We start from the raw sequence: 24,238 nt of genomic DNA on the forward strand, positions 1-24,238 counted from the left end.
GGAAATCCGGCTTCGTCGCGCAGGCCGGATCAGCCGCGCACGACCGCCCGGACGTGCGCGGCGGCCGGCCCGGCCAGGTGCTCCCGGAACCGCCCGAACAGGGCCTCGGCGCGCAGCCCGATCCAGTGCTCGGGCAGCGCGTCGAGGGGCAGGCCCGGGTCGAGGTAGGGCAGGCGGCGCCACCCGGTGATGGCCGGGACGTAGTCGGCGAACGCCTGCGCGTCGTCGACCGGGCCGTCGGAGAGGCGGTCGGCCACCGCCGCGAAGCGCTGCAGGTAGTCGGCGTACGTGCTCTCGAGCGCGTCGAGGTCCCACCAGGCGGCGATCGTGTCCCGCGCCGAGGTCCCCGAGAGGTGCTCGGCCCGGAAGACGTCGGTGAACTGGCGCAGGCCGGCCCGGTCCAGGGCGCCCAGCACCGCGTCGCCGAGGTGTCCGGGTGCGACCCACGTCCCCGGGCCGATCGTCCCCAGGCCGAGCCGGGTCAGCGTCGTCCGGAGCTGGTGGCGCTTGTCGCGCTCGGACTCCGGGACCGAGAAGACGACCAGGAGCCAGCCGTCGTCCGTGGTGGCCCGGCGGCGCCCGAAGATGCGCTCGTCGCCCTCCGCGAGGATCTCCAGCGCCTCGGTCGAGGCGCGGTACCCCGCCGTCCGGCCCTCCTTCTCCGCGTCCAACCAGCCGCGCTTCTTGAGCCGGAAGACGGCCGAACGCGTGGCCTGTTCGTCGACGCCGAGGTCGGCCATCAGGCGCACGATCGCCGCGACCGACAGCCACCCGCCCAGCTCCCGGGCGTAGAGCCCGAACAGCGACACGATCAGCGCGCGGGGAGCCGACGGGCTCTCGACCTCACGCACCTCCGCTGTGCTCACCCGACCACCGTAGGTGCGGAGTTCCGCCCCACGCCGTCGGACCCCTCTGCCACCATCGCGATCATGACGACGGGTGCGGTGCGGCGGGTCGGCGGCGTGGAGGTCCTCGCCGCCGTACTCGTCGTCGCGCTCGGGCTGCGGGTGCTCGGGGTCGACCCGCTGGTCACGCCGCGGCTGCGGGTCGGCGCCACCGTCTTCGTCGCCGTCGTGGTGCAGGCCCTGCCGTTCCTGGTGCTCGGCGTGCTGCTGTCGGGCGTGCTCACGGCGTACGTGTCGCCGCTCGCGCTCCGGCGGGTGCTGCCGGCCCGGCCCGGGGCGGCGGTCCCGGTCGCGGTGGCCGCAGGAGTGGCGCTGCCCGGGTGCGAGTGCGCGTCGGTCCCCGTGGCGCGGCGGCTGATCGCGCGCGGCGTGCCCGACGCGGTGGCGCTCGCGTTCCTCCTCGCGGCGCCCGCGGTGAACCCGGTGGTGCTGGTGGCCACGGCGGTCGCGTTCCCCGACGCCCCGGAGATGGTCGGTGCCCGGTTCCTCGGCTCGTTCCTGACGGCGAGCGTGGTCGGGTGGGTGTGGGCCCGCGCCGGTCGCGCGGAGTGGCTGGCCGAGCGGGTCCGGCGGGTCCCGACGACGGACGGCGGTCCCCGCTGGCGCGTCGCGGCGGCCACCGCGCGGCACGACCTCGTGGACGCGGGCGGGTTCCTCGTGCTCGGCGGCCTGGCGGCGGCGGTGCTCACGACGGTCGTGCCGGAGGCGTGGGTCGCGGGGCTGGGGGAGCAGGTGGTGCTCGCCGTCGGGGTGATGGCCCTGCTCGCCGTGGTGATGTCGCTGTGCAGCGAGGGCGACGCCTTCGTGGCGGCGTCGCTCTCGGCGCTGCCGCTGCTGCCGCGGCTGGTGTTCCTCGTCGTCGGGCCGGCCGTCGACCTGAAGCTGATCGCGTTGCAGGCCGGGACGTTCGGCCGGTCCTTCGCCGTGCGGTTCGCGCCGCTGACGTTCGTGGTGGCCGTGCTGTGCGGCGTCGGCGCCGGTCTGGCGGTGGGCCTGTGACGCCGGGAGACGCAGCGGAGCGGAGCTCGACCCGATGACGCGCGAGGTGCGGAACGCCCTGCTGGTGTTCGTCGGGGCGGTGCTGGTGCTGATCGTCGCCGACGGCACGGTGCTGCACTACGTCCGGCCCGGGATGGCGCCGCTCGTGGCGGCGGCGGGCGTGGCGGTGATCGCGCTGGCCCTGCTGGACGTCGCGCGGGACCTGCGCCGCGCCCCGGAACCGGACGACGGGCACGACCACGGGTCGGGGCGCTCGGCGTGGCTCCTGCTCGTCCCGGTGCTCGTGGTCCTGCTCGCCGCGCCGCCGTCGCTGGGGTCGGACGCGGTCGACCTCGCCGGCTCGCGGACCGTGGCCGTGGGACGGGCGCCGGAAGAGCCGCTGCCGCCGGGGGAGGCGCCCGCGATCCCGGTGGTCGACCTCGTGGCGCGTGCGGCGGCGACCCCGGACGGCGGAGCGCTGGCAGGGCGGGACGTGACACTGACCGGGTTCGTGGTGCCGGCCCGCGACGGTGCCGGGGTCGACCTCGCCCGGCTCGTGATCTCCTGCTGCGCCGCCGACGCGAGCCCGGTGCGGGTGCACCTGGACGACCCACGATCCCTGGTCGGCGCGCCCGGGGTGGGGGCGGACCGCTGGGTGGACGCCCGGGTCCGGCTGGTCCCCGGCACGGCGACCCGGGAGTCCGGCTTCGTCCCGACGGCCACGGTGCTCGACGCCGTCGAGGTGCCCGAGCCGTCGCCCGCGTACGAGTACTGAGCGGACCCCTCGCGCCGGGGATGACGCAGGGCAGGTCCGGACGGCCGGAGACCTCAACGGTGTGGATCTCCCAGCACAGCGGCGACGATGGCGATCTGCTCCCACCGGGTGGGTCCAGCGCGCCATCGTCGCCAGGAGAAGGGCGGCCGGACGTGCGAGGCTCCGCCCCCATGAGTGCCGTCTACGCCCTGAACCTGTTCGACCTCGCTGCGAACGACGACTACAAGGCCTACTCGAAGCGCTCGGTCGCGGCGGTCGGCAAGTACGGGGGACGGGTCGTCGCGCTCGGGAAGCTCAGCGCGGACGCCCCGTCGTCGGGAGACACGCCGCGCCAGGTGATGGTCCTCGTCGAGTGGCCGTCCGCCGAAGCGTTCCAGGAGTTCAAGGACGACCCCGACCACACCGACCTCCACCCGCTGCGCGAGGGCGGCACCGAGAACTACCTGTGGTGGGCCTACGACCGGCTCGAGGACCTGCGGCCCGTGCTCAACGACCGCTGAGGTGGCCACCCGGGCGGGCAACCCCGCCGTCGTCATCGCCGTCGCCTTCGCGGCCGGGATCGTCGTGGGGACGGGGCTGCTGATGCTGCCCGCGTCGGCGGCCGGCGCGGAGGGTGCCGGGTTCCTCGACGCGTTGTTCACCGCGACGTCGGCGGTGTGCGTGACGGGGCTGGTCGTCGTCGACACCGGCGGGTACTGGTCGTCGTTCGGGCACGTCGTCCTCGCCGGCCTCATGCAGGTCGGCGGGCTGAGCATCATGACGGTGGCGTCGCTGCTCGTCGTGCTGGTGTCGAGGCGGCTCGGGCTGCGGGCCCGGCTCGTGGCCCGGGCCCAGTCCGGCAGCCTCGACCTCAGCGACGTCCGCCGGGTCCTGCGCAACGTCGTCCTGTTCAGCCTCGCCGGGGAGGCCGTCACTGCCCTCGTCCTCGTCCTGCGGCTCCACCTCGGCTACGACGCCGCGTTCGGCACCGCGCTCTGGGAGGGCCTCTTCCACGCGGTCTCGGCGTTCAACAACGGCGGGTTCGTGCTCTGGCCGGACGGCATGATCGGGTTCGCCGGGGACCCGTGGATGCTCCTGCCGGTCGCGCTCGCCGTCGTCGTCGGCGGCCTGGGCTTCCCGGTGATCTTCGAGCTGGTGCGCTCGTACCGCCCCCGCACCTGGTCGGTCACCACCCGGATCACGGTCGTGACGTCCGGCGCGCTCCTCGTGGTCGGCACCGTGACGCTCACCGCGATGGAGTACGCCAACCCGGCGACGCTCGGCCCGCTGGGCGTCGGCGACAAGCTCCTGGCCGGCTTCTTCTCGGCGGTGATGCCCCGCAGCGGAGGCTTCTCCGCGGTCGACGTCGGCAGCATGACGCCCGAGAGCTGGCTCGTCACCGACGTCCTCATGTTCATCGGCGGCGGGAGCGCCAGCACGGCGGGCGGCATCAAGGTGACGACGTTCGGGCTGCTCGCCCTGGTGCTGTGGGCCGAGATGCGCAGCGAGGCCGACGTCGACGTCGGGCCGCGCCGCATCCCCGAGGCCAACCAGCGCCAGGCGCTCGCCGTGGCGCTGCTCGGCCTCGGCCTCGTCGTCGTCTCGACCTTCGTGGTCCTCGCCCTCACCCCGCACGCCACCGAGCGCGTGGTCTTCGAGGTGCTCTCCGCGCTGGGTACGGTCGGCCTCTCGACGGGTATCACGGCGGACCTGCCCGACGCCGCGGAGATCGTGCTCGTCGTGCTCATGTTCGTCGGGCGCCTCGGACCGCTCGCGCTGGCGTCCGCGCTGGCCCTGCGGGAACGGCCGCGCCGGTACCGCCGGCCCGAGGAGAGGACGATCATTGGGTGACGGGCACGAGCCGGTGGTGGTCGTGGGGCTGGGCCGGTTCGGGGCGTCGATCGCCCTGGAGCTGACGCAGCAGGGCACCGAGGTGCTCGCCATCGACTCCTCGCACGACGTGGTGCAGGCGGTCTCCCGCGACATCGGGCAGGTGGTCACCGCCGACTGCACGGACCTCGAGACCCTGCGCCAGCTGGGGGTGGGGGAGTACCGGCGCGCGGTCGTGGCGATCGGGGACCACCTCGAGGACAGTATCCTGGTGACGTCGCTGCTGGTCGACCTCGAGGTCCCCGACATCTGGGCGCGGGCGATCAGCACCCACCACGGCCGGATCCTCGAGCGCATCGGTGCCCACCACGTCGTGTTCCCGGAGCGGGACATGGGGCAGCGGGTCGCGCACCTCGTCTCCGGGACGGCGCTCGACTACCTGCGGCTCGACGACGGGTGCGCCCTGGCCGAGCTGCGCCCGCCGCGCGGCCTCGTCGACGTCCCGCTCGGGCGCTCGGAGATCCAGGACCGCTACCGCGTCACGGTCGTGGCCATCCGCCGCGACGGGGAGTTCACCGCGACCACCGACGACACCGTCGTCCGCCGGGGCGACGTCGTCCTCGTCGTGGGCCGCGAGGACGACGTCGAGCAGCTCCTCGACGACTCCTGAGCCCTCAGCCGGGGACGCGGATCAGCACCTCGCCGTGCGGCAGGGAGAACCAGCCGTCCGGGTGCGCGGCCCACGCCCGCCACGCGGACGCGATGTCGGCGAGCTCCTCGCGCGTGGCGAACCCGCCGTCCACGGCCCGCTCGGCGATCGTGGAGTCGACGATGCGCTCGGCCCACTGCCCGCCCCACCAGGCGCGCTCGTCGGGCGTCGCGTGGCACCAGATCGAGGCCGACGGCGTCACGTCCACCGCTCCGGCGGCGTGCGCCCAGGCGAGCGCCCGACGACCCGCGTCCGGCTCCGTCCCGTGGGCGCGGGCGACGCCGCGGTAGATCTCCAGCCACCGGTCGAGCCGCGGGTCGTGCGGGTACAGCACGATCCCGGCGTAGTCGCAGTCGCGGGTCGCGACGAGCCCGCCCGGCGCGGTGACCCGCATCATCTCGCGCAGGGCGGCCACCGGGTCCGTCAGGTGGAGCAGCACCTGGTGGGCGTGCACCACGTCGAACGGCCCGTCCGGCAGCGCGGCGACGTCCCCGACGACCGCGTCCACCCCCAGCGCCCGGGCCTTCTCCACCACCCCCGGGTCGCTGTCGACCCCGAGGACCGACCCGACCCGCGTCGCCAGGTCCGCGGTGATCGTCCCGGGACCACACCCGACGTCGAGCACCCGCATGTCGGGGCGCAGGTGCGGGGCGAGGTAGGCGGCCGAGTTGTCGACGGTGCGCCACGTCTGCGAGCGGAGCACGCTCGCGGCGTGCCCCTGGCTGTAGGCGGTCACCGGCACACCGTCCCACGCCCGCGTAGCGTCGAGGGGGTGAGCACCGCGATCGCGCAGCAGCTCGAGCACACCTACGCCGACGCCGTCCCGGACCTCGTCACGACCTGGTCCGCCGCGCCGGCGCCGCACCCGAACCCGCTCGTGGTCAACGACGAGCTGGCGGGCGAGCTGGGGCTCGACCCGGCGCGGCTGCGGGAGTCCGGGCTGCTCACCGGCACGGTGCCCGAAGGCGTACAGCCGGTGGCGATGGTCTACTCCGGCCACCAGTTCGGGATGTACCAGCCACGGCTCGGCGACGGACGCGCGCTGCTGCTCGGCGAGCTCGTCGACCCGCAGGGCCGGCGGCACGACCTGCACCTCAAGGGCTCCGGGCGCACCCCGTTCGCCCGCGGGGGCGACGGGAAGGCCGCGCTCGGGCCGATGCTGCGCGAGTACCTGATGGGCGAGGCGATGCACGCCCTCGGCATCCCCACCAGCCGCGGCCTCGCGGTCTCGACGACGGGTGAGGACGTCCCGCGCGACACGGGCCTGCTCCCCGGCGCGGTGCTCGCGCGGGTGGCCTCGAGCCACATCCGGGTCGGCACGTTCCAGTACGCGGCCGCCAATGGCGGGCCGGACGTCGTGCGCGCGCTGGCCGACCACGCGATCGCGCGCCACCACCCCGAGGCCGACGGCTACCTCGACTTCTACCGCCGGGTCGTCCACGCCCAGGCGGAGCTGATCGCGCAGTGGATGCTCGTCGGGTTCGTGCACGGCGTGATGAACACCGACAACACGACGATCTCGGGCGAGACGATCGACTACGGCCCCTGTGCGTTCATGGACCGGTACGACCCGCAGACCGTGTTCAGCTCGATCGACCACGCCGGCCGGTACGCCTACGGCCACCAGCCGCCGATCGCGCGGTGGAACCTCGCCCGCCTCGGCGAGGCCCTCCTGCCGCTGATCGACGAGAACACCGACATGGCGATCGAGCGGGCGACCGCCGTCGTCCAGGAGTTCGGCGACGTCTACGAGCGGCACTTCCAGGCGGGGATGGCCGCGAAGCTCGGGCTGCGCGACCCGGACCCCGACCTCGTCGCCGACCTGCTCGCGCTGCTGCACGCCCAACGGGTCGACTGGACGACCTTCTTCCGCGCGGAGAACCCGCGGGACCTCTTCCTCGACCGGGACGCCTACGACACGTGGGCCGCCCGCTGGCGGCCCACGGAGGCCCGCGACCACGTCAACCCGCTCTACGTGCCGCGCAACCACCTCGTCGACGAGGCCCTGACGGCGGCCGAGCGGGGCGACCTCGGTCCGTTCCAGGAGATCCTCGAGGTCGTGACGAGGCCGTACACCGAGCAGCCGGGTCGGGAGCGCTACGCCGAGCCCGGCTCGGGCCCGTTCGTCACGTACTGCGGGACCTGACGAGGCCCGCGCCGACCCCGCCGCAGAGCACGGCGAACGCCACCAGCAGCACCGGGAGCCCGAGCGCGGTGACGAGCGCGCCGACGACCACCGGCGCCGCGATCGCCCCCAGCGCACCGACGACCATGGCGACCGACAGGGCCCGGCCGGGGTCGGAGGCCGCGACGCTGCCGGTCCACACCGCGAGGGTCGCCGCCCCGACCATGTAGGGCGCGGCGAAGACGGCCGCCGCGAGCAGGGCGACCACCGGGGATCGGTCCCCGAACGCCAGGAGCAGCAGGGCGACCCCGATCGTCAGCAGGCACCCGGCGGCCACCCGCGGCGGACCGACGCGGGCCGTCATCGCGCCGGTGAACAGGCCCGCGAGGCCCAGCACCCCGATGATCACGAAGAGGACAGGGCGGACCCCCGCGGACAGGCCGGCGCGCGTGGCCACGTCGGCCGAGTACGTGAACGCCACCGCCGTCCCGGCCTGGTAGACGATCGCGTAGAGCGCCGGGGCCCGCAGCGCCCGCCACGGCACCGGGCGGCGCTCGGCGACCGGGGTCGGCGGCACCGCCGGCACCCAGCGCAGGTTGAGCAGCGCCGCGGCCGTCGAGCACACGGCCACCGAGGCCCACGCCACCCGCCAGGTCGACGCGGCGGCGACGGCCACGATCGCGACCAGCACCAGCCCGCCGCAGGTCCCGGTGCTGATGAACGACAGCAGCCGCGGCCGCCGCTCCGGCGCCACCAGCGCGGCGGCGAGGTCGGAGTACGGCGCCCACACCCATCCCGCCGCGCTCCCGGCCAGCACCGCGCCGACCGCGAGGACGCCGGGCGACGGGGCCAGCACCACGATCAGCGCCCCGAGCGCGCCGCACACCCCGCCGACGGTGGTCGGCGTCCGCGGTCCCCGGCGCGCGGCGAGCAGCGGCGCGCAGATGATCCCGGCGAGGAACCCGGCGAACGTCCCGCCCGCGATGAGGCCGAGCACGGCCTCCGGCACCCCGGTCGCGGACAGCCCCGGGTCGACCCGCAGGTCGGGCAGCGTCAGCCCGAAGCAGAACCGCCCCATCCCGAAGGCCACCCCGACCACGGTCGCCCCGGCGATGGCCACCCGCGTCTCGGTCGTCCGCACGCGGTGATCCTCCGTCACCCGCACCGCGTGAGGGGAACCCTCGTGCCACAAGAGCGCTCAGGACTTCCCCTCACGCGGGGACGGGGGAGCGTCCCGACCGGGCCACCACCGCGGCGACGAGCGTGGTCACCGGCACCGCGGCGACGATGCCGATCGAGCCCACGAGCGTGCGCAGCACCTCCTGCGCGACGTCCTCCGCGGTCAGCAGGTCACCGACGCCGCGCCCGGAGAGCGTGAACAGCAGCAGCAGCGGCAGCGCCGCCCCCGCGTAGGCGAGCACCAGGGTGTTCACCGCCGACGCCACGTGGTCGCGTCCGACGCGCATCGCCGCGGCGTAGAGCTCCCGCGTTCCCGACGACGCGTCGGCCCGGTGGAGCTCCCACACGGTCGAGGTCTGGGTGACCGTGACATCGTCGAGGACGCCGAGGGCGCCGATGATCAGGCCGGCGAGCAGGAGGCCGCGGGCGTCGATGCCGGCGCCGAGCACCCCGATGAGCTCGGTGGACGAGTCGTCGAGCCCGGTGAGCCGGGTCAGCCCGCCGAAGACGAGTGCCAGCACCCCGATCAGGCCGAGCGAGACCACCGTGCCCAGCGCCGCCGTCGCCGTGCGCGCGGAGAACCCGTGGATCGTCGGGAACACCACCGCGACGATCAGTCCGGACGCCACGAGCGCGACCGGCACCGGCGGTGCGCCCGTCAGCAGTGCGGGCAGCACGAACAGGCCCAGCACGACCAGCGTGATGCCCAGCGCCCCGAGCGCCGCGAGTCCCTGCCAGCGCCCGAGCAGCACGACCGCCAGCGCGAACACCCCCGCGAGCAGCAGCATCGAGCCGCCGCGCTGCCGGTCGACCACCTGGTACCCCGACGCGTCCGCCGGGTCGCCGCCCGACCACGCGACCACGACCGCGTCGCCGTCGGCGAACCGCGGGGTCGCCGGACCGCCCGGCAGCAGGGTGTCGATCGTCCGCCCGGACGCCGGGCCCTCGTCCAGCCGGACCTGCAGCGGGAAGCAGCCGGTGCCGGCCTCGACGGCGAGCGTCGGGTCGGAGCAGTCGGCCTCCGCGCCGGCGCGCACGACCGTGCCGTCCAGCGGCTGCGTCGCCACCGCGGCCGCCGCACCCGTCGTCGTGCCGGCGGCCGCCGCCGCGTGGCTGCCGTCGAGCACCGCCCGGTACTCCGAGGGGGAGGGCGCCAGCAGCACCAGCCCGACGACGACGGCGAGGCCGCACGGCACGAGGAGAGCGGCGAGCAGGCGCCGCACGGTCCGTCCGACCGCGGGTGCGGGCCCGTGGCCGTGCCCGTGGCCGTGCCCGGCGGGCGCGCCGCGTCGTCGGGAACGGCCCTTCCGATCCGAGCGAACGGCACTCTCGCGCGTTCTATGTGCGCGAGAGTGCCGTTCGCTCGATACCGGCCGGACCGGGATCGGCGCCGTCGGCGGGTCCTCGGGCGTCACGCGGCCGGGGACACCTGGTAGCGGATCAGGCGCGACGAGTTCGCGACGACCGCCACGGACGAGGCGTTGTGCAGGATCGCGGCGACGACGGGGGAGAGGGCGCCGCCGGCGGAGACGACCAGCCCGACGGCGTTGACCGCGATCGACATGCCGTAGTTCTGCCGGATGACCCCGACCCCGTGGCGGCCGAGGTCGCGCAGGTCGAGCAGCGCGGTGAGGCGGTCGCCGGCGAGCGCGACGTCGGCGGTCTCCACGGCGACGTCCGTGCCCGCGACCCCCATCGCGATGCCGAGGTCGGCGAGCGCCAGGGCCGGCGCGTCGTTGGTGCCGTCGCCGACCATCGCGACCGTGTAGCCCTCGGCCTGCAGCGCCCGCACCGCGTCCTGCTTGTCCTCGGGCATCACCTCGGCGCGCCACTCGTCGATGCCGAGCTCGGCGGCGACGGCCTCGGCGACGTCGGGGTGGTCCCCGGAGAGCATGACGATCCGCCGGACGCCGTCGGCCCGGAGTGCCTCGAGCACCTCGACGGCCTCGGGGCGCACGGTGTCGCGCAGGCTGATCAGGCCGGTGAGCTTGCCGTCCACGGCCAGGAGCAGGGGCGCCTCGGCCTGGCGCTGCAGGCGGCGGACCCAGTCCGACGCCTTCCGCGACACCGAGACCTTCTGCTCCCGGAACAGGGCGCGCGACCCGAGCAGCAGGGTCCGGCCGTCGGCCTGCACCCGCATGCCCTGCCCGAGGAGCACCTCGCACTCCTCGTGCGGCGGGATCTCGATCCGGCGTTCCTCGGTGGAGCGGATCACGGCCTGCGCCAGCGGGTGCCGGGAGTGGATCTCCGACGAGGCCGCGAGGGCGAGGACCTGCTCGGGGGCGTAGTCGTCGTCGAAGGAGACGACGTTCGTGACGACGGGGCGGCCGGTCGTCACCGTCCCGGTCTTGTCCAGGACGACCGCGTCGACCCGCCCGGCCGCCTCGAGGTGCGACCCGCCCTTGATCAGGATGCCGCGCCGGGCGCCGTTGCCGATCGCGGCGCTGATCGCGGTCGGCGTGGCGAGCCCGACCGCGCACGGGCACGCGACCAGCAGCATCGTCATGGCCCGGCGCACGTCGCGGGTGACGAGCAGGGTGGCCGCGGAGAGCGCGAAGGAGAGCGGGACGAAGCGCCGGGAGAAGTTCTCGCCGACGGTCTGGATGGGGGCCCGGTCGGACTGGGCGGCCTCGACCCGCTCGATGATGCGGCCGACGGCGGTGTCGGCGCCGACGGCGGTCGCGCGGACCACGAGGCGGCCGCGCAGCAGGACCGACCCGGCGTGCAGCTCGTCGCCGACGTCGACGGTCACGGGCAGGTTCTCCCCGGTGATCGCGGCCTGGTCGACCAGGCACCCGGCCTCGGCCGCCTCGACCACGACGCCGTCGACGGGCAGCACGACGTGCTCGTGGACCACGATCTCGTCGCCGACGCGCACCCGTTCGATCGGCACCTCGACCTCGACCGCCTCGCCCGCGGGGTCGGCCGGGGCCACCCGCATCCACGTGGTGGTCCGCGCGCCGGTCAGGAGGTCGGAGATGGCGCGGCGGCTGCGCCGCAGGGTGAGGTCCTGCAGGTACTCGCCGATGTTGAGCAGCCAGAGCACCGTCAGCGCGACGACGTTCTCGCGCAGCACGAGCGAGGCGACCGTGGCCGCCGAGACCAGCGCGTCGGTGCCCGCGCCCCGGCCACCGACCAGCGAGCGCAGCGCCCCGCGCAGGAAGGGGTAGCCGGTGAAGATCGTGACGCCGGTGGCGACGGTGCGGCTGGTCGGGCCGAGCACCGGCGGGCGGCGCAGCACCCAGCGGCGACCACCGAGCAGGAGCAGCGCGATCCCGCCGACCGCCATGCGCAGGAGGTCGCCGTTGCCGACCTCGGCCGAGCGCGGCAGGCGGGTCGCGGGCTCGTCGTGCGGGGTCGAGGCGGTGACGCCGCGGTAGGCCTCGGCGATCGTGGTGGCGGAGCAGCGGTCGCGGTCGTACCAGACGACGAGGGCGCCGGTCCGCGGGAAGGCGTGGACCTGGCGGACGCCGTCCACGCCGTCGAGCGCCTCCTCGACGGCGACGGCGAGCCCGGTCGCGGCGCGCAGGTGCGGGGCGTCGAAGCGCACGCGGCCCGCGGCGTCGGAGACGACCCGCAGCGCGGGCCCGTCGTCGTGCACCGGGTGCAGGTGCCGGACGGCCGTCACGTCAGTGCTCGTGGTCGTGCTTCTCGACGGCCCCGGGCGGCGGCGCCTGCTCGCCCAGGCGCTCGCGGGCCTCGGCGACGACGTCCGCGGTGTTCAGCCGGACGCGCTCCGCCCCGACCTCGGCGGCCCGCGAGACGCGCAGGCCGAGGGTCGTCACGGCGACCGCGGACTGGTGCACCGCACGGCCCCCGGACAGCTTCTTCACGCCCTCGACGACGGCGACCCCGGCCACTCCGCTCGCCACGGCCCCGGCCGCCTTCACCGCGAGGGCACCCCACGCCACCATCCGTCGTCTCCTCGTCCGCTCGGTCCTGAACGCCGTGATCGTCAGCCGACGGTAGCCGACCGCCGTCGAGCTTCCGCAGGTCGGGACCGGGATCACGACCTCCGGGTGACCCTTGTCGGTCATGGTTATCGCTGTCATTCCATCACGGACGACGGGTCCGCGTGCCCCCGATCGGGGGGTGGATGACCCCGTTCGGATGGCATCGGTCACGATCTCGGGGTGGAACCGGACAGCGAGCACGGGACCTCCGAGGACGACACCGCCGCGGGCACCGTCGCGACCCTCGCCGACCCGGCGGTCCCCGCCCTCGTCGGCGACCGCTTCGAGGTGGGCGCGCGCCTGGGTCGCGGGGCGACGGCGACGGTGTACCGGGCGCACGACCGCCTCCTGCAGCGCGAGGTCGCGGTCAAGCTGTTCGCCCCCGGCGTCGGGACCCTCGAGTCGGCCTCGGTGCGCCGCGAGCTGCAGGCCGCCGCCCAGGTCTCGCACCCCGGCGTCCTCGAGGTGTTCGACGTCGGCGAGACCGGGGACCGGGTGTTCCTCGTGACCCGGCTGGTCCTGGGCGGCTCGCTGGCCGACACCCTCGAGCGGGGCCCGCTGCCGCCCGAGGTGGTGGTCGGTCTGGCGGGGGAGCTGCTCGCCGCCCTCGCCCACGTGCACGCGCTCGGCATCGTCCACCGCGACGTGAAGCCCGCGAACATCCTGCTCGACCCGGTCGACCCGGAGGGTCCCGACGACGCCGCCGACGGACCCGAGCGGGTCCATCCCGTCCTCGCCGACTTCGGCGTCGCGGCCGTCGCCACCGCCACGACGGTGCACGGGCAGGTCACCGGGACCGCGGCCTACCTCGCGCCCGAGCAGGTCCGCGGCGACGAGGTGTCCTCGCCGGCCGACGTCTACGCGCTCGGGCTCGTCCTGCTGGAGTGCCTGACCGGGCGGCGCGAGTTCCCCGGCGGCCCTGTCGAGTCGTCGGTCGCGCGCCTGCACCGCGACCCGGTGGTGCCGCCCGGCCTGCCCGACGACCTGCGGGACCTCCTCACGGCGATGACGGCCGCCGCCCCGGTCGACCGGCCCTCCGCCGACGCCGCCCGGGCCCGGCTCCGCGCCCTCGCGCCGGCCCTGGGGCTGGACGAGGAGACGCTCGCCGTCCCCGCCGCCGCCCTCACCGACGGGCTCCCGGCCCGGTCGCCGATCGTGATCGGCCCGGCGGTCACCTCCGGTACTCCCGGTGTGGCGCCCCCTCCTCGTGGCAGCGAAGCGTCGTTGCTGGCAGCCAGTGGCAGCGAAGCGTCGTTGCTGCCATCCGCTGCTTCCCCCGCACCCATCGCGGCCGCACCCATCGCGGCCGCACCCGTCGCGGCCGCCCCGCTCGTCGTCCGGCCGGTCGACCCGCCGACCGGCCCGGTCGCCACCCCGGCGCGCACCGGCTCGCTGCGCCGCGGCCTCCTCGGTGCGGCCGCCGTCCTCGTGCTCGCGGGGGGTGTGGTCGGCGGGGTCGTCCTGACCGGCGCCTCCTCGCCCCTGACGGCGCCCGCGGCCCTCCCGGCCGCTCCGGCGCTGCCGGCGCCGGGTGCCCCGGTGCCCGCCCCGGCGCCGCCGTCGCCCGGCGCGGACCCGGTCGCCGCGGCCGTCGACCCGGCCGGCGACGACCCCGGTGACCCGACCGGCCCGGCGGCCACGGCCCCGGGCACCGACCCGGCCGCGGGCGACGATCCCGACGAGGCCGGGGCGCCGGTCGTCCCGGCGCCCGCTCCCGCCCCCGGCGCGCCGCCGGACCCGCCCGCGGCGTGTCGCAGCGTCGTGTCCTCCCTGGCGGGAGCCGGGGCGACGGTGAAGATCGTGTTCACCAACCGGGCCGACACGCCGTGCACCCTGCGTGGCTTCCCGGCGGTGCGGTTCGTCGCGGGTGCGAAGGCCGTCGGCAGGCCGGCGAGCCGGGCCGGAGCGGCGGGGGCGGCGCTCACGCTCGCGCCGAACGGCTCGGTGGCGGCCACGCTGCGGATCGTGCCGGTGGGCCAGTTCGACGCGAAGAACTGTCAGGCCGTGGACGTCTCCGGTCTGCGGGTCCGCGCTCCGGGCGCGACGGCGGCGGCGACGCTGGCCCGCGCCGGGAAGGCCTGCTCGGGCACCGTCGGGAAGCCCCAGCTGACCGTCACGACGGTGGGCGCGCCCTAGATCGTCAGGACGGCGGGTCCAGCACCCGCCGTCCGCACTCGACCGCGTGCGCGAGGCGCAGCGTGGTCGCGAGCCAGAGCAGCACGTCGTGCAGGCGCAGGCGGGTGGGTCGGGCGTCGTGGACGACCTCGGCGATCGCGGCCTCCAGGTCCGCGAAGGCGTCCGCGTTGGCGCGCAGCTCCCGGTGCACGACGGCCTCGACGCCGCTGTCGCCCTCCTCGACGTGCGGGAGGAGGGCGCGTCGCGTCGTGGTGGTCAGGTGCGGGACCAGCGCGGGGTGCCGGTGGTGCAGGGCGGCGAGGACGTGCGCCCCGTGCGGACCGGCCTCGTCGGAGAGCCGGCGCAGCGACGCCCCGACCGTGCCGGGCTCGTCGAGGACGGAGAACTCGGACGGGGGCAGCGCCCAGAACGGTCGGCCCGCCGCCCGCGCGCACATCCGGTCGACGAGGGGCGTGACGCGGAGCAGCGTGTCGTGGACCTCGTGCCAGCCGGTGCGGTCGAGGCGCCCGTGCAGGCCCTCGGCGATCAGCACGTCGGCGTCGGGTCCGGTGCTCGGCGGGTGCGCGTCGAACCGCGCCCAGCCGTAGGCGGGGACCTCGACCCAGCGGCCCTCCGGGAGCCCGGGGGAGCGGAACCGCAGCCAGCGACGCCCCCGTGCGTACCCGACGACCGCCGCGAGTGCGCGCTCGGACGGCACCGCCTCCGGGCCGGTCCCCGGCAGGCGGAGGACGACCCCGGTGCGTCCCGCTCCGCTCACCATCCCGCGATGGTGCCGGACCCGGGCCGTGCGTGGGCGGTGTCCGGTCGTGTCCAGGACGACGATTCGCGGCGCCGGGACGCAGGGCATCACCGCGCACGGCGGTCCACCCCGGGGCCGACGGATCCGGCGCCCCCGCAGGCGCACACCCCGTCAGCAGGAGCAGACCCCCATGAGCACTCGCGACACCGGTTTCCGCGCCCTCCACGACGTCGGCCTCGCGGCCTGGTTCGGCGGCTCGCTGTTCGGCGTCGCCGGCCTCAACGCCGCCGCCGAGGAGGCGGACCAGCAGCGCACCACCGCGCGCATCACCAGCATCGGGTGGGCGAAGTGGAGCCCCGTCAACACCGCGCTGATCGGCGCGCACCTCGTCGGCGGCGCCGGCCTCCTCGTCAACAACCGCAAGCGGGCCGCGGTGCAGAAGGGCGCCACCGGGACGACGATCGCCAAGCTCGTCCTCACGGGCGCCGCCCTCGGCGTGACGGCCTACACCCGGGTGGTCGGCAAGAAGGTCGAGGACGCGGTCATCCACAACTCGCCCGGCGTCTCGTCGAGCACGACGACCCACCTCGACCGCGGCACCACCCAGGAGGGGCGCGGCGGCGCGGCGCAGGCCGTGCAGGAGGCCGACAAGCAGGCCGGCCAGGCGATGAGCCAGGCCGCGGAGTCCATGCAGATCGGGGCCGCCGAGGCGCAGCGCCAGCTGACCGTCCTGCAGATGATCATCCCGGCGCTTACCGGCGCCCTGGTCGTCCTCAACGCCCAGGCCGGCGAGCAGCAGAAGCCATCCGACCAGATCAAGGGTGTGGCGCGCAAGGTCGGGTCGACGCTCGGCGTGGCGGCCTGATCAGGACCCGGAAGGACGTGAACCTGACCTGGACCGCCCGTCCCGCGAGCGCCTCGAGGCACTGCTCGAGGCGCTCGCGCCGGTGCCGCAGACGGTCGTCGTCGACCTGAGCGCAGCCTGGTCCGATTCCACCCTCGCCCTCGCCCGGCTGTGCCGGTTCCGGGCCGAGCGCCACGGCCGCGGGCTCGCGTGCCGGCTGCGCGGGCTGCACCCCGAGGTGGCTCCCGGCCGGGAGCGGGTGCCCCTCGAGCAGGTCTTCGCGGTGTACACCGATTCCCGGGGGCCGCTCGCGGGGTGAGCGCCCCGGGTGACGGCATCGTCGTCGGGAGGAACCGGAACGGTCGTTCGACGGTCGTGCCGGCGCGGACCCCGGGGCATGATCGGGGGCTCGGACCCGAGCGCCCCGGAGGACAACGTATGGCTCGCACCGTCGCCGACCAGATGATCGAGGTGCTGGTGCAGGCCGGCGTCCGGCGGATCTACGGGCTCGTGGGCGACAGCCTGAACCCGATCGTCGACGCCGTCCGCCGCTCCGGGGGTGCCGCGCAGGGCGGGATCGACTGGATCCACGTGCACAACGAGGAGGCCGGGGCGCTCGCCGCCGCGGCCGAGGCGCAGCTCACCGGCACGCTGGCGGTGTGCGCCGGCAGCTGCGGGCCGGGCAACACGCACCTGATCCAGGGGCTCTACGACGCCCACCGCTCGGGCGCCCCGGTGCTCGCGATCGCCTCGCACATCCCCTCGACCCAGATCGGGACGACCTACTTCCAGGAGACCCACCCCGAGCGCCTGTTCCTCGAGGCCTCGAGCTGGTGCGAGCTGATCTCCCGGCCCCAGCAGCTGCCCCGGCTGCAGCGGATCGCGATACAGACCGCGCTGGCCGACCGGGGCGTGGCCGTGATGGTGATCCCCGGCGACATCACCGCCGAGGCGGCCGCGCACCCGACCGGCGCCGGCGACCTCGTCGCCCCCTCGTCGGTCGTCGTCCCCGCGCGCGACCGGGTCGTGGCGCTGGCCGAGCACGTGAACCGGGCCGGCCGGGTGACGCTGTTCGTGGGAGCCGGCGCGCGGGACGCCCGGGACGAGGTGCTCGCGCTCGCCGAGAAGGTGAAGGCGCCGGTCGGGCACTCACTCGGCGGCAAGGAGTGGATTCAGTACGACAACCCCTACGACGTCGGGATGAGCGGCCTGCTCGGCTACGGCGCCTGCTACGAGGCCTCCCACGAGGCCGACCTGCTGGTCCTGCTCGGCACCGACTTCCCCTACGACGCGTTCCTGCCGCAGGCCCGCACCGTGCAGGTGGACGCCGACGGCCGGCACCTCGGGCGGCGGACCGTGCTCGACCTGGGCGTGGAGGGCGACGTGGGGGAGACCCTGCGGATGCTGCTGCCGCTGGTCGCCGAGAAGACCGACCGGGCCTTCCTCGACGAGATGCTGCGCCACCACGCCGACGCCCTGGAGCACGTCGTCGAGGCGTACACCTCGAAGGTCTCCGAGCACACGCCGATCCACCCGGAGTACGTCGCCGACGTCCTCGACGACGAGCTCGCCGACGACGCCGTGGTCACCGTCGACACCGGCATGTGCAACGTCTGGGCCGCCCGCTACATCACCCCGACCGGCCGGCGCCGCATCCTGGGCTCCTTCCGGCACGGGACGATGGCGAACGCGCTGCCGCACGCGATCGGCGCCGCCGTGTCGCACCCCGGGCGCCAGGTCGTGTCGATGTCCGGCGACGGCGGGCTGACGATGCTGCTCGGGGAACTGCTCACCGCCGCCGAGCACGATCTCGACCTCACGGTGGTCGCGTTCAACAACGGTGCGCTCGGGATGATCCGGCTCGAGATGATGGTGGCGGGCTTCCCGTCGTTCCAGACCGACCACGGCCCCGCCGACCTCGGGGCGATCGCGGCCGGGGCCGGGCTGCACGCGGTGACGGTGGAGCACGCGACCGAGCTGCGCGGCGCACTGCGTGCCGCCCTCGACCACCGCGGGCCGTCCCTGGTGGACGTCCGGACCGACCCCGACGCGCTGTCCATCCCGCCGCACATCACCGCCGAGCAGGTCCGCGGGTTCGCCCTCGCCGGCATGCGCACGGTGCTCGCCGGCGGCGTCGGGAAGATGGTCACGCTGGCCCGCGCGAACCTCCGCTCGATCCCGCGGCACCCGTTGCGGTAGGTGCGTTGCGCGCCCGTGAGCAGTTGTGACGGCTATGACCGTCACAAGTGCTCACGAGGCCGCAGGCCACCTCACCTCGGCGTGTCGGCGTGCGACCCGCCGCGACACCCGATCGAGTGAGTAACAGATTTTCATCTGTGTTTCACAGCTGTTGACCTGCGAGAACGCTGTCCGGTGGTCGGAGATTCAACAGTACGTCGACGAAAGGTCGCGTGACCGTTAAAACACCACTTCGTTGAGGCCCCCAACACAGTCTTCGTCCGAACGGTCGCTCCCCCCTTGTGCCGATCGGACGCTGTCGGGAGGCGACGATGCCCACTCACCGAGCGACCACCACACGCTCGCGACCGACCACCGAGCCCGCTCACCGCGCCGACGTGAAGCGTCGGAGCTTCCTCGGTCTGCTGGTCGCGGCCCCGGTCCTGGTCACCGCGGCCGAGATCGGCCGGCAGACCATCTTCGACACGGTGCCGGACGCGTCCGCCGTGGCGCTGCCCTCGGCGCCGCAGCCGGCCGAGGTCTACGACCTGCTCGACGTCATCCGCGACAGCGCCCGTCCGACGGCCAACCTGATCACCGTCAAGGTGAACAAGGACGGCACCGTCTCGTTCGCGCTGCCCCGGTCGGACAACGGGCAGGGAATCATCACCTCGACGCAGATGATCATCGCCGAGGAGATGAACCTCGACCCCGACCAGGTCGTGGTCACCCTGGCCGACGCCCGGCCGGAGCTGGTGTTCAACCAGCTCACCGGTGGTTCCAGCACCACCTTCAGTACCTACACCCCGATCCGCGTCGCGGCGGCGCTCGCGCAGGGCCGACTCCTCGGCGCGGCGGCCAACGAGCTCGACCAGGACATCTCGGTCCTGACGAGCCGGCAGGGCCTGATCACCGGCCCGAACGGGAAGTCGCTGCCCTTCGGCGAACTCACGGCGAAGGCCGCGGCCCCGGTCACCGAGGCCGCGAACGTCGTCCTGAAGGACCGCGAGAAGTTCACCGTCATCGGCAAGAACCGGACGAAGTCCGACGCGCTCGCCATGGTGACGGGCAAGAAGAAGTTCACCACCGACCTGAAGATCCCGGACGCCCTGCCGACGGTGATCTGCCGGGCGCCCGACCTCAACGGGTTTCCGCGCTCGGTCGGCAACCTCGAGGCGATCCGGGCCATGCCCGGCGTCACCGACGTCGTCAAGATCGGCGACGGCGTGGCCGTGCGGGCCAAGACCTTCGGGCAGTGCATCGACGCGGTCAACGCGCTCGAGGTCCGGTGGGCGGCCGGCACCGTGGCGGGCGAGGACGACGACTCGGTGCTGCGCAAGCTGCGGGCCGGCGAGCTGCCCCTGGCCGTGCCGAAGGGGGTCGGGAAGACGCTGGAGAACGACTTCGTCTTCTACTTCCGCAGCAACTCCTCGCTGGAGACCAACTGCGCGATCGCCGACGTCCGGGCGAACAGCGCCACGATCTGGGGGCCGTCGAAGAGCCCGATCGCCGCCCAGGCCGAGATCGCCAAGAAGCTCGGGATGTCGCAGAACGCGGTCACCTTCCACGTGATCGAGGGCGGCGGGTCCTTCGGCCGGAAGCTCTTCTTCGACGCCGCGCTGGAGGCCGCCGAGGTCTCGCAGGCCATGGGCAAGCCGGTCAAGCTCATGTGGACCCGCTCCGACGACTCCCGCCAGGGCCGCGTCCACCCGATGGCCACGACGCGCATCCGCGCCAACGTCACCGCCGACGCGGTCTCGAGCTTCGAGATCCGGCACACCAGCGTCGCGACCGAGGTCAACCCGGGTCTCTCCGAGGCCATCACCGCCGCGGCCAACAAGGCGCCCGGGGGCAACCTCACGGTCTCCGAGAGCATCTACGTGACCACGCAGGTGACGCCCTACAACTTCGGTGTGTCGACGAACCTCCTCAACGAGGTCGACATGCGATTCAACACCAGCTCGATGCGCAACATCTACTCGCCGGACGTCGCCACCGCCCGCGAGCTCATGGTCGACCGGATCGCCGGCCAGATGGGCAAGGACCCCTACGAGTTCCGCAGCGAGTTCACCAAGCTCGAGCGCTGGAAGAAGGTCGTCGACCGGGCCGCCCAGGAGGGTGACTGGGGGAAGTCGATGGCCGACGGCACGGCCCAGGGCATCGCCATGCACGTCGAGTACAAGGGCGTGGCCTGCGCCGTCGTCGAACTCGACTGCCGCCCCGAGACGGTCAACCGGGAGATCCGCCAGGCCCGCACCGGCCCCCGCGTCACCAAGGTGACCTACGTCGTCGACGTCGGCCTCGTGATCAACCCGCGGGGCGTGCGCGCCCAGATGATGGGTGGGATCAACGACGCCCTGGCGATGACCCTGACCTCCAGCCTGCACCTGACCGACGGCCACTTCGTCGAGGCGAGCTGGGACAACTACTTCTACACCCGGCAGTGGAACACCCCGCCGGAGATGAACATCATCGTCATCGACGACTCGGACGCCCCCGAGCCCGGCGGCGTCGGCGAGTTCGGCGTCGCCGCGACCTGCGGCGCGATCGCCTGCGCCTACCAGCGGGCCACCGGGAAGATGCCGACCTACTTCCCGCTCGACCACAAGGACCCGCTGCCCTTCACCCCCTACCCGACCTCGCCGCCCGTGCCGCCGTCGCCGACCAACGGCCTCGAGACCACGTTCTGAGACGGAGCCCCGCATGCCCAACCACACCTTCAAGCTCAACGGCGAGTCGGTGGACGTCGACGTCGAGGACGACGTCCGCCTGCTGTGGGTGCTCCGCGACCTGCTCGGGGTCACCGGCCCCAAGTACGGCTGCGGCATCAACGTCTGCAAGGCGTGCACCAGCCACATCAACGGCAAGGCGTTCAACCCCTGCTCGGTGCCGGTCGGGGCGATCAAGCCGACCGACGAGGTGACCACCATCGAGGGCCTCGCCGACACCGAGGCCGGCGGTGGCCTGCACCCGATGCAGCAGGCGTGGATCGACAACGACGTGGCGCAGTGCGGCTACTGCCAGCCCGGCCAGATCATGGCCGCCGTCGCGAAGGTCCGGCAGTGCCAGGCGGAGGGCCGCGAGGTCGACGACGCCGCGATCGAGGAGCTGCGCAACATCTGTCGCTGCGGCACCTACAACCGCATCCGCGAGGCCATCAAGGCCGGCGCGGAGAAGATGTGACCGCGAGAGATCGAGGAGAGACCGTGACCTTCCGCAAGCCGCTCGCCGCCCTCGGGCTGGCCGGCGCCGCGCTGCCGATGCTGGCGGGCGTGGCCCAGGCCGACGAGTCCCAGTCCCCGCTCCAGGCGGTGTCCGCCGTGCTCGCCACCGGCGACACCCAGGCGTACTCGCTCAACGACGCCGCCAACGGCCAGGACCGCCCCGACGGTGCCGACGGCACCGAGACCCGGGTGCCCGGCGCCGACTACCGGTTCGTCGAGGGCCCCGCGGGCGGTCTGCTGAAGAACGGCCCGTTCGAATAGGTGCTCCGCTTGTGAGCACTTTCCGTGGCCCCAGCCACGGAAAGTGCTCACATGGCGGCAGCCACATCGAGGCCCGCCGTCACGATCCCGTCGGCGTCGATGCCGTGCACGGCGTAGGCGTCGGCGAGGTCGGACGACTGGCCGAACGTCCGCACCCCCAGGTGGCGTGCCCGGACCCGGTGCACGCCCGCGAGGAACGCCAGCGTGTGCGGGTGCCCGTCGAGCACGGTCACCAGCGGCGCCGCCCGATCCGCCGGCAGCGCCGCGTCGAGGACCGCCCGCTGACCGGTGTCGAGGGCCCGGAAGAGCAGGTCCCCGCTGGTCACGACGACGACGTCGACCGGATGCCCGAGCGCCTCCAGCCGCTCGGCGGCCTTCAGCGCCTGCGGCACCACCGCGCCCATCGCCGCGATCGTCACCTGCGGGCGGCGCTCGCTGCGCCGCAGCAGGTACCCACCGCCGACCACCTGACGACGACGCCGCTCCCGCGCCGCCGGGTCCTCGGACACCGCGGCGATCGACTGGTCGACCGGCCGTGTGGACAGGCGGAGGTAGGTGGACGACCCGTCCGGCCGGCCCAGGCGACCGAGGCCGTCGAGCAGGCACCACGTCACCTCGATCGCGAACGCGGGCTCGAAGGCGACGCAGCCGGGCTGTTCCAGGCCGATGGACGGCGTGGTGATCGACTGGTGGGCGCCGCCCTCCGGCGCGAGCGACACCCCGGACGGGGTCCCGACGAGGATCGACTGGCCCCCGGCGTACATGCCGAAGGCCCACGGCTCGAGGGCGCGGGCGACGAAGGGGTCGTAGAGCACCCCGATCGGCAGCAGCGGCTCGCCCCACCGCGACCAGGTCGCCCCCAGCTCGCCGAGCAGCCCGACGAGGTTCGTCTCGGCGATGCCCAGCTCGATGTGCCGCCCCGAGGGGCGCTCCTTCCAGTGCAGGATCGTCTCGGCGTCGTCGGCGAACCAGTCCCGGCGCTCCCGCGGCGACCAGGAGCCGACCTTGTTGAGCCAGCCGCCGAGGTTGGTGGAGCTCGCCACGTCCGGTGAGCAGGTCACGACCCGGCGGGCGGCCTCGGGGGCGGAGCGGGTGAGGTCGAGCAGGGCGCGGCCCAGAGCCTGCTGGGTGGTGCCCGTGCCGGTCGGGGTCCGGCCCACGTCGGTGGGGACGTCCGGCAGGTCGGCCGGGCCGTGGTCCTGGCTCGCCGGCCGGGAGCCGGAGCGCTCGGTCTCGTCGGGCCGGGTGAGCCGCGCGGCCGCGTCGGCGCACAGCCGGGCGGCCGCCGAGTCGGGGGAGAGCGGCGCCCAGGGCTCGTCGAGGTCGGTGCCCGCCCACGCGGCGAGCTCGTGCATCTGGTCCTCGGTGAGCAGCGAGCTGTGGTTCTGCGGGTGGCCCTGCGTCGCGAGGCCGTAGCCCTTCACGGTGTAGGCGAAGATCACCGTGGGGCGGGTGTCGTCGATGCGCGCGTAGGCGTCGAGCAGGGCGCCGAGGTCGTGGCCGCCGAGGTTGCGGATGGCGGCGTGCACGGCGTCGTCGTCGATCCCACCGAGCAACGAGGCGATCGCGGCCTCGTCGTCGGGATGGTCCTCCGACGCCTGCGGCAGCCGCTCCCGCAGCTCCGCGGCACGGCAGCGCAGCAGGCGCTGGTACTCCGGGTTCGACATCGTGTCGATGCGTCGGCGCAGCGCGTCGCCGCCCTCGCGGGCGTACAGGTCGGTGAGCAGCCGGCCGTACTTGACCGTGATGACCTGCCACCCGGCCGCCTCGAACAGGCCCTGCAGGCGGGTGGCGGAGATGTCGGGGACGACGCGGTCGAGCGACTGCCGGTTGAAATCGACGATCCAGGTGACCTCGCCGAGCTCCCGGACGATCGGGTCGAGCACGGCCTCCCACACCGCGCCCTCGTCCAGCTCCGCGTCGCCGACCAGCGAGAACTGTCGCCCGGTTCCCGCCCGCGTGCCCAGACCGTGGGCGTACCGGCGGGCGATGGCGCCCCAGATCGGGGCGGTCGCGCCGATGCCGACCGAGCCGGTGGAGTAGTCGACGGGGTCCGGGTCCTTGGCGCGCGACGGGTAGGACTGCAGCCCGCCCTTCTCGCGCAGCGTCGTCAGGTAGCGCGCGTCGAGCATCCCCAGCAGGTGGTTGATCGCGTGCAGCACCGGCGAGGCGTGCGGCTTGACCGACACGCGGTCCTCGGGGCGCAGCACCCCGAACCACAGCGCGGTCATGATCGAGACGATCGAGGCCGACGACGCCTGGTGTCCGCCCACCTTCACGCCGCCCGGGTGCTCCCGGACGCGGTTGGCGTGGTCGACGATCGCGGTCGAGAGCCAGAGGACCCGCTTCTCGACGTCGCGCAGCGTGTCGAGGTCGGCGGACTCGTCCGTGGTGACCGGCAGCGTCGTCGACACACTCTCCCT

The 24,238-nt window shown here is 74.4% G+C and carries 21 protein-coding genes; 13 read left to right on the forward strand and 8 right to left on the reverse strand.

What is annotated here, in order from left to right; genetic code table 11:
• Positions 1-29: 29 nt before the first annotated feature.
• Entirely contained in the window at positions 30-866 is an 837-nt protein-coding gene (locus tag ACQPYX_RS13130) for a PaaX family transcriptional regulator (RefSeq protein ID WP_433803351.1), read from the reverse strand.
• 63 nt (positions 867-929) lie between these two features.
• On the opposite strand from ACQPYX_RS13130, the gene ACQPYX_RS13135 reads away from it, so the two are divergent.
• The 5 genes from ACQPYX_RS13135 to ACQPYX_RS13155 all read left to right on the forward strand — a co-directional run bounded on the left by ACQPYX_RS13135 (position 930) and on the right by ACQPYX_RS13155 (position 5,137).
• Positions 930-1,904, forward strand: coding sequence for a permease (locus ACQPYX_RS13135; protein ID WP_433803352.1), 975 nt, complete (start codon positions 930-932; stop codon positions 1,902-1,904).
• A 34-nt stretch (positions 1,905-1,938) separates the two neighbouring features.
• Positions 1,939-2,658: a TIGR03943 family putative permease subunit gene (locus tag ACQPYX_RS13140; RefSeq protein WP_433803353.1), complete on the forward strand. Its 720-nt coding sequence runs from the start codon at positions 1,939-1,941 to the stop codon at positions 2,656-2,658.
• A 170-nt stretch (positions 2,659-2,828) separates the two neighbouring features.
• Positions 2,829-3,158, forward strand: a complete 330-nt coding sequence (locus ACQPYX_RS13145; protein WP_433803354.1) for a DUF1330 domain-containing protein — start codon at positions 2,829-2,831, stop codon at positions 3,156-3,158.
• A 1-nt stretch (position 3,159) separates the two neighbouring features.
• Positions 3,160-4,488 carry a TrkH family potassium uptake protein gene (locus tag ACQPYX_RS13150; protein WP_433803355.1) on the forward strand — a complete coding sequence of 443 codons (1,329 nt, stop codon included), beginning with the start codon at positions 3,160-3,162 and terminating at the stop codon, positions 4,486-4,488.
• Positions 4,481-5,137 (forward strand): potassium channel family protein, encoded by a 657-nt coding sequence (locus tag ACQPYX_RS13155; protein WP_433803356.1) that lies wholly within the window; start codon positions 4,481-4,483, stop codon positions 5,135-5,137. Before ACQPYX_RS13150 ends, ACQPYX_RS13155 begins: the two co-directional genes overlap by 8 nt.
• 4 nt (positions 5,138-5,141) lie before the next feature.
• Here ACQPYX_RS13155 and ACQPYX_RS13160 read toward each other — a convergent pair whose 3' ends face one another.
• Positions 5,142-5,912 (reverse strand): class I SAM-dependent methyltransferase, encoded by a 771-nt coding sequence (locus ACQPYX_RS13160; RefSeq protein WP_433803357.1) that lies wholly within the window; start codon positions 5,910-5,912, stop codon positions 5,142-5,144.
• Positions 5,913-5,948: 36 nt separating this feature from the next.
• Here ACQPYX_RS13160 and ACQPYX_RS13165 point away from each other — a divergent pair, with 36 nt between their 5' ends.
• The gene (locus ACQPYX_RS13165) at positions 5,949-7,322 is read left to right on the forward strand and encodes a protein adenylyltransferase SelO (RefSeq protein ID WP_433803358.1); all 1,374 of its coding nucleotides are present in this window, start codon (positions 5,949-5,951) and stop codon (positions 7,320-7,322) included.
• On the opposite strand, the gene ACQPYX_RS13170 is transcribed toward ACQPYX_RS13165, so the two are convergent.
• The 4 genes from ACQPYX_RS13170 to ACQPYX_RS13185 form a co-directional block, all read right to left on the reverse strand.
• Positions 7,303-8,442, reverse strand: a complete 1,140-nt coding sequence (locus tag ACQPYX_RS13170; protein WP_433803359.1) for an MFS transporter — start codon at positions 8,440-8,442, stop codon at positions 7,303-7,305. The genes ACQPYX_RS13165 and ACQPYX_RS13170 overlap by 20 nt on opposite strands.
• Before the next feature lie 70 nt (positions 8,443-8,512).
• Positions 8,513-9,895 carry a YibE/F family protein gene (locus ACQPYX_RS13175; protein ID WP_433803360.1) on the reverse strand — a complete coding sequence of 461 codons (1,383 nt, stop codon included), beginning with the start codon at positions 9,893-9,895 and terminating at the stop codon, positions 8,513-8,515.
• Entirely contained in the window at positions 9,892-12,108 is a 2,217-nt protein-coding gene (locus ACQPYX_RS13180; protein WP_433803361.1) for a heavy metal translocating P-type ATPase, read from the reverse strand. The genes ACQPYX_RS13175 and ACQPYX_RS13180 overlap by 4 nt, the downstream gene beginning before the upstream one ends.
• Position 12,109: 1 nt before the next feature.
• Entirely contained in the window at positions 12,110-12,517 is a 408-nt protein-coding gene (locus tag ACQPYX_RS13185) for a DUF1490 family protein (RefSeq protein WP_433803362.1), read from the reverse strand.
• Positions 12,518-12,613: 96 nt separating this feature from the next.
• Between ACQPYX_RS13185 and ACQPYX_RS13190 the strand changes: the two genes are divergently transcribed.
• Entirely contained in the window at positions 12,614-14,569 is a 1,956-nt protein-coding gene (locus ACQPYX_RS13190) for a protein kinase domain-containing protein (RefSeq protein WP_433803363.1), read from the forward strand.
• A 4-nt stretch (positions 14,570-14,573) separates the two neighbouring features.
• Here the strand turns inward: ACQPYX_RS13190 and ACQPYX_RS13195 are convergent, their stop codons facing one another.
• Complete coding sequence (locus ACQPYX_RS13195) at positions 14,574-15,329, reverse strand: hypothetical protein (protein ID WP_433803364.1); 756 nt, start codon at positions 15,327-15,329, stop codon at positions 14,574-14,576.
• 169 nt (positions 15,330-15,498) lie between these two features.
• On the opposite strand from ACQPYX_RS13195, the gene ACQPYX_RS13200 reads away from it, so the two are divergent.
• From ACQPYX_RS13200 to ACQPYX_RS13225, 6 genes are all read left to right on the forward strand, one after another.
• Positions 15,499-16,173: a hypothetical protein gene (locus tag ACQPYX_RS13200; RefSeq protein ID WP_433803365.1), complete on the forward strand. Its 675-nt coding sequence runs from the start codon at positions 15,499-15,501 to the stop codon at positions 16,171-16,173.
• A gap of 82 nt (positions 16,174-16,255) precedes the next feature.
• Complete coding sequence (locus ACQPYX_RS13205) at positions 16,256-16,471, forward strand: hypothetical protein (protein WP_433803366.1); 216 nt, start codon at positions 16,256-16,258, stop codon at positions 16,469-16,471.
• A 119-nt stretch (positions 16,472-16,590) separates the two neighbouring features.
• A complete protein-coding gene (locus tag ACQPYX_RS13210) occupies positions 16,591-18,351 on the forward strand; it encodes a pyruvate dehydrogenase (protein WP_433803367.1) in 1,761 nt (586 codons plus the stop codon).
• Positions 18,352-18,662: 311 nt separating this feature from the next.
• On the forward strand, positions 18,663-21,020 hold the full coding sequence (locus ACQPYX_RS13215; protein WP_433803368.1) for a molybdopterin cofactor-binding domain-containing protein: 2,358 nt from the start codon (positions 18,663-18,665) through the stop codon (positions 21,018-21,020).
• Positions 21,021-21,033: 13 nt separating this feature from the next.
• Positions 21,034-21,513, forward strand: a complete 480-nt coding sequence (locus tag ACQPYX_RS13220; RefSeq protein ID WP_433803369.1) for a (2Fe-2S)-binding protein — start codon at positions 21,034-21,036, stop codon at positions 21,511-21,513.
• A gap of 23 nt (positions 21,514-21,536) precedes the next feature.
• Positions 21,537-21,815, forward strand: coding sequence for a hypothetical protein (locus ACQPYX_RS13225; RefSeq protein ID WP_433803370.1), 279 nt, complete (start codon positions 21,537-21,539; stop codon positions 21,813-21,815).
• Positions 21,816-21,862: 47 nt separating this feature from the next.
• Here the strand turns inward: ACQPYX_RS13225 and ACQPYX_RS13230 are convergent, their stop codons facing one another.
• Entirely contained in the window at positions 21,863-24,229 is a 2,367-nt protein-coding gene (locus tag ACQPYX_RS13230) for a transketolase-like TK C-terminal-containing protein (protein WP_433803371.1), read from the reverse strand.
• Between the last annotated feature and the right edge of the window lie 9 nt (positions 24,230-24,238).

The organism is Actinomycetospora sp. CA-084318, assembly GCF_050955885.1.
In the GTDB taxonomy this organism is placed as follows: Bacteria; Actinomycetota; Actinomycetes; order Mycobacteriales; family Pseudonocardiaceae; genus Actinomycetospora.

Coding starts and splice junctions, on each gene's coding strand:
- ACQPYX_RS13135 (WP_433803352.1), top strand. CDS start 930: ATGACGACGGGTGCGGTGCGGCGGGTCGGCGGCGTGGAGGTCCTCGCC.
- ACQPYX_RS13140 (WP_433803353.1), top strand. CDS start 1,939: ATGACGCGCGAGGTGCGGAACGCCCTGCTGGTGTTCGTCGGGGCGGTG.
- ACQPYX_RS13145 (WP_433803354.1), top strand. CDS start 2,829: ATGAGTGCCGTCTACGCCCTGAACCTGTTCGACCTCGCTGCGAACGAC.
- ACQPYX_RS13185 (WP_433803362.1), bottom strand. CDS start 12,517: ATGACCGACAAGGGTCACCCGGAGGTCGTGATCCCGGTCCCGACCTGC.
- ACQPYX_RS13195 (WP_433803364.1), bottom strand. CDS start 15,329: ATGGTGAGCGGAGCGGGACGCACCGGGGTCGTCCTCCGCCTGCCGGGG.
- ACQPYX_RS13200 (WP_433803365.1), top strand. CDS start 15,499: ATGAGCACTCGCGACACCGGTTTCCGCGCCCTCCACGACGTCGGCCTC.
- ACQPYX_RS13210 (WP_433803367.1), top strand. CDS start 16,591: ATGGCTCGCACCGTCGCCGACCAGATGATCGAGGTGCTGGTGCAGGCC.
- ACQPYX_RS13215 (WP_433803368.1), top strand. CDS start 18,663: ATGCCCACTCACCGAGCGACCACCACACGCTCGCGACCGACCACCGAG.
- ACQPYX_RS13220 (WP_433803369.1), top strand. CDS start 21,034: ATGCCCAACCACACCTTCAAGCTCAACGGCGAGTCGGTGGACGTCGAC.